This is a genomic window from Paraburkholderia sp. Ac-20342, from assembly GCF_017104985.1.
In the GTDB taxonomy this organism is placed as follows: Bacteria; Pseudomonadota; Gammaproteobacteria; order Burkholderiales; family Burkholderiaceae; genus Paraburkholderia.
The window spans coordinates 1-5,135 of record NZ_JAAGPQ010000175.1 but is presented as its reverse complement, the minus strand read 5'-3'; the positions used below and the strand labels follow the sequence as shown (position 1 = coordinate 5,135).

5 protein-coding genes are annotated in these 5,135 nt (G+C 62.9%); all 5 read left to right on the top strand.

The window, feature by feature from the left end; translation table 11 throughout:
* The first annotated feature begins 174 nt into the window (after positions 1-174).
* The 5 genes from G3N58_RS33330 (at position 175) to G3N58_RS33310 (ending at position 4,747) form a co-directional block, all read left to right on the top strand.
* Complete coding sequence (locus tag G3N58_RS33330; RefSeq protein WP_241017340.1) at positions 175-744, top strand: TIGR00645 family protein; 570 nt, start codon at positions 175-177, stop codon at positions 742-744.
* A gap of 51 nt (positions 745-795) precedes the next feature.
* On the top strand, positions 796-2,319 hold the full coding sequence (locus G3N58_RS33325; protein WP_167040427.1) for a fumarate hydratase: 1,524 nt from the start codon (positions 796-798) through the stop codon (positions 2,317-2,319).
* 197 nt (positions 2,320-2,516) lie between these two features.
* Positions 2,517-2,996, top strand: coding sequence for a bacterioferritin (gene bfr / locus G3N58_RS33320; RefSeq protein WP_167040429.1), 480 nt, complete (start codon positions 2,517-2,519; stop codon positions 2,994-2,996).
* Between the two features lie 247 nt (positions 2,997-3,243).
* Positions 3,244-4,131, top strand: a complete 888-nt coding sequence (murI, locus tag G3N58_RS33315; protein WP_206001313.1) for a glutamate racemase — start codon at positions 3,244-3,246, stop codon at positions 4,129-4,131.
* A gap of 364 nt (positions 4,132-4,495) precedes the next feature.
* Positions 4,496-4,747, top strand: a complete 252-nt coding sequence (locus tag G3N58_RS33310; protein ID WP_167040433.1) for a (2Fe-2S)-binding protein — start codon at positions 4,496-4,498, stop codon at positions 4,745-4,747.
* The last annotated feature ends 388 nt before the right edge of the window (positions 4,748-5,135 follow it).

Below are 5,135 nucleotides of genomic sequence, written 5' to 3'. Positions count from 1 at the left end.
GTGCCGGGTAAGCGCTCGGGCCCGCTGCCCGAGACGCTGCCCGCCGCGCGCGCCGGGCTCACGTGCGCCGGCCGGCATGCCGCCGGCGCATTGGCCCGTGTTCCGTCAAAGCACTTCGTCCGACTCCTGCCTATGTCCGCTTCGCGACCCGACTCCGCCCGTCAGCGCCGCCCGATGCGTCCGCTGCCCGTCCTCATTTTCATGAGCCGCTGGCTGCAGGTGCCGCTCTATCTCGGCCTGATCGTCGCGCAAGCGGTCTACGTCGTGCTGTTCCTCAAGGAAGTCTGGCATCTGGTCACGGATTCGATGAAGCTCGACGAGACCAGCATCATGCTCGTCGTGCTGGGCCTGATCGACGTGGTGATGATCTCGAACCTGCTGATCATGGTCATCATCGGCGGGTATGAAACGTTCGTCTCGCGCCTCGGTCTCGATGGCCATCCGGATGAACCGGAGTGGCTCGATCACGTCAACGCCGGCGTGCTGAAAGTGAAGCTCTCGATGGCGCTCATCAGCATCTCGTCGATCCATCTGCTGAAGACCTTCATCAGCCCCGACCAGAACACGACGCACACGATCATGTGGCAGGTCATCATCCATGTCGCGTTCCTCGTGTCCGCGCTCGTGATGGCGCTCGTCGACCGCCTCACCACGCACACGCACCCCAGGCATTTCGAAGAGCCCGCGGCCTTGCACGCCGTGGGCGGCATCAAGGTTTCCACTCCCCTGAAGGCGCAAGACTGACCGCACCGCGCTGCGATCCGATAACAAGCGCCCCTCCCCACTGAGCTAGCCATGACCGTCATCAAACAGGAAGACCTGATCCAGAGCATCGCTGATTCGCTGCAGTACATCAGCTATTACCATCCGCTCGACTACATCGAAGCGCTCGGCCGCGCCTACGAGCTCGAACAGAGCCCGGCGGCGAAGGACGCGATCGCGCAGATCCTGACCAACAGCCGCATGTGCGCCGAAGGCAAGCGCCCGATCTGCCAGGACACCGGCATCGTCACGGTGTTCGTGAAGGTCGGCATGGACGTGCGTTGGGACGGCGCGACGATGAGCGTCACCGACATGATCAACGAAGGCGTGCGCCGCGGCTACATGAACCCCGACAACGTGCTGCGCGCCTCGATCGTGAGCCCGCCCGAAGGCGCGCGCAAGAACACGAAGGACAACACGCCGGCCGTGATCCACTATGAGATCGTGCCGGGCGACAAGATCGACGTGCAGGTCGCGGCCAAGGGCGGCGGCTCGGAAAACAAGTCGAAGTTCGCGATGCTGAACCCGTCCGATTCGATCGTCGACTGGGTGCTCAAGACCGTGCCGACGATGGGTGCCGGCTGGTGCCCGCCGGGCATGCTCGGCATCGGCATCGGCGGCACCGCCGAGAAGGCGATGCTGATGGCGAAGGAATCGCTGATGGACCCGATCGACATTCAGGACGTGATCGCGCGCGGCCCGCAGGACTGGATCGAAGAACTGCGCGTCGAACTGCACGAGAAGGTCAACGCACTCGGCATCGGCGCGCAGGGTCTCGGCGGTCTCGCCACCGTGCTCGACGTGAAGATCATGGCCGCGCCGACGCACGCCGCGTCGAAGCCGATCGCGATCATCCCGAACTGCGCGGCCACGCGTCACGCGCACTTCACGCTCGACGGCTCGGGCGTGGCGAAGCTCGAAGCGCCGTCGCTCGACGCATGGCCGAAGGTGCACTGGGAGCCGAACACGGAAACCAGCCAGCGCGTCGATCTCGACACGCTGACGCCGGCCGAAGTCGCAAGCTGGAAGCCGGGCCAGACGCTGCTGCTGTCGGGCAAGATGCTGACGGGCCGCGACGCCGCGCACAAGCGCATCGCCGACATGCTCGCGAAGGGCGAGAAGCTGCCGGTCGACTTCACGAACCGCGTGATCTACTACGTCGGCCCGGTCGATCCGGTGCGCGACGAAGCGGTCGGCCCGGCGGGCCCGACCACGTCCACGCGCATGGACAAGTTCACCGAAACGATGCTCGGACAAACGGGCCTCATTTCGATGATCGGCAAGGCCGAGCGCGGCCCGGTCGCGATCGAGTCGATCAAGAAGCATAAGGCGGCCTATCTGATGGCCGTCGGCGGCGCCGCGTATCTGGTCTCGAAGGCGATCCGCAGCGCGAAGGTGCTCGCGTTCGAAGACCTCGGCATGGAAGCGATCTACGAGTTCGACGTGCAGGACATGCCGGTCACGGTCGCCGTCGATTCGAACGGCACCTCGGTGCACCAGACCGGCCCGAAGGAATGGCAGGCGAAGATCGGCAAGATTCCGGTTGCCACGGCTTAATGATTCGCAATGAGTGCCCGTCGCGCGGGTCGGATGCCGGGGCTTCGGCCCCGGCTTTTTTTTGCTGTGCGCAAGACGTGCGCAAAGCGGCACGCAATACCTGAAACAATGCCAAAAGTTGTGTCCGTAAGCTTGGCTTTTTCAGGTATGGCGTTTATTGTTGTTGGAAATTCAAGGTCCCCACATAAGGAATTAACATGCAAGGCGACAAGAAGGTCATCGAATACCTGAACGCGCAGCTCAAGAACGAACTGACCGCCATCAACCAGTACTTCCTGCATGCGCGGATGTACAAGCACTGGGGTCTCGACAAGCTCGGCAAGCATGAATACGACGAGTCGATCGGCGAAATGAAACATGCCGACTGGCTCATCGAACGTATTTTCATGCTCGACGGCCTGCCGAATCTGCAGGACCTGCACAAGCTGCTGATCGGTGAGGAAACCAAAGAAATCCTCGAATGCGATCTGAAGCTCGAACAGATTTCGCAGAGCACCTGCAAGGAAGCCATCGTCTACTGTGAATCGGTTCGCGACTTCATCTCGCGCGAAATCTTCACGAAGATTCTCGACGACACCGAAGAACATATCGACTGGCTCGAAACGCAGCTCGATCTGATCGACAAGGTCGGCATCCAGAATTACCAGCAAAGCGCGATGGGTTCGGTCGAGTCCTGAGCGAAGCCGGCTGCAATATCCCGCGCGGTGGCGCAAGGGTTCGTTTATCCGCGAGCGAACCTGCGTGCGAGACGGACCGCGCCGCGCGGACGATATACTTGCGCACTTTGCGCGCTGCGCCGTTTCCTGTTTTCGCTGTTTGCCGTTTCCTGTTTGCCGTTTGCGCCGTTCGTCGTTTCCGTCTGTGCCGGCTTCGGCCGTTTCCGCCTTTTCGCCAAGCGTAGCGTCACGCACGTTTTCCTCGCCTATGTCTGCTCAATCGCCGTCCCCGACCGTCCGGACTTTCACCGCTGGCGCCGCGTTGCAGGCACCGGTCGGCATTTTCGATTCGGGCCTGGGCGGTCTGTCGGTGCTGCGGGCGGTGCGGGCGCAACTGCCTGACGAGACGCTGCTCTATGTCGCCGATTCGCTGTACGCGCCGTATGGCGAGCGCGACGACGACTTCATCGCCGACCGTACGCTCGCGATCGGCGAATGGCTGATGGGGCAAGGCGCGAAGGCACTCGTGGTCGCCTGCAACACGGCGACCGCGCAATCGATCGCGCTAGTGCGCGAAAAGTTGCCGATTCCGCTGATCGGCGTCGAACCCGGCATCAAGCCCGCCGCGTTGCAGTCGAAAAGCCGCGTCGCGGGCGTGCTCGCGACACAGGCGACCCTGCGCAGCGCCCGCTTCCAGGGGCTGCTCGAACGCTACGCCGCCGACTGCCGCTTTCTGTGCCAGCCGGGACATGGGCTCGTGCAGGCGGTCGAGCGCTGCGACGTGAGCTCGGCCGAATTGCGCGCGCTGCTGCGCAGCTATCTCGAACCAATGCTCGACGCGGACGCCGACACGCTCGTGCTCGGCTGCACCCACTACCCGTTTCTCGATGCGGCGATCCGCGACATCGTCGGCGACCGGCTCGCGCTGATCGACACGAGCGTGGCGATCGCGCGTCAACTGGAACGCGTACTGGACCAGTACGGCCTGCGCGCCACCGCGCCCGCCGCCGGCACACCGCTGCCGCGCTTCTATTCCACCGACGACGGTCTCCACCAGCAACAGCTCACCGCGACGCTGCTGGGAATCGAAGCGAGCGTCGAGCGAGTATTGATTGCCTCGCGGCGGACGGCCGGACCGGATTCGCGAGCGGCATAAAGCGCGACGCGCCCAGGCGCTGCCGCCCAAGCGGCTTCCGGCAGGGTTTTCGGCAAGATTACGCGGCTTGCATATTTCCGTACCCCGCCAGCCAGGCGTCGCCCGGACGCCGCCTGCGCCATTGCAGCGCACTTTCGTCCCGCCCCCGATTGGGTCGCACCCAACCACCGAGCCGCACAACGCCCCACCACATCCGCGCCTTCCCGCCATTTTCCCCCTCTAGCGTCCTCGTTCCGGCCCCCCTTCCCGCCTCAAAATCCCTCCTATGAGTCTGGTTTTGTTACAAAAAATCATTCAGGGCGCTTGCCAAACGGCCCAAACAAAATGATAATAATTCGCATTAACGTTAGCTATGACGCCTGCCATGATTGTGTGTGTCTGCAAATCCGTTTCCGACCGAACCATCCGCTCCTCGATCGCGGACGGCATCGACTCGTTCGACGAACTCCAGTTCGAGCTCGGCGTCGCCTCCTGCTGCGGCAAGTGCGAGGAGTCGGTGCGCGACGTCATGCTGCAAAGCGGCGTCTGCGCGAGCCGGTGCGGCGTGGTCGTCGAACATCGTGCGCAGGTGGTCGAAATGGCTACGGTCTCGTTCTACGAACGCAAGGCAGCCTGAGTCCAGCTTTCGGGGTGCGGCGCGAGCCGTACCCACCCGTTTCAATGCCCCGACGCTTTGCGCACATTTAATGTAGCGCTTAATGCGACATCAGGATGTCGCATGATTTGCGGTACAGTCGCTGTTATCCCACTGCCGTCAGCAAGCCAGTATTCATGCCAGCCAGCTAAACCCACTCAACTTGAGCAAGGAGTTCGAGATGGAATTGCTGATTGGTTTCGTGACCACCCTGTTCATTTCGCTGCTGATTTTCCGAACATGACGATGTCCTGTCCGACACGCCGCCTAGGCGGCGTGCTGCCGCACTAACATGCAGGCCCCGTACCCCGTTCCCGCCGGCGCTTCGCTGGCGTCGCCTCCCCGTAGGAATTCCCGCGCGCTGACCGCA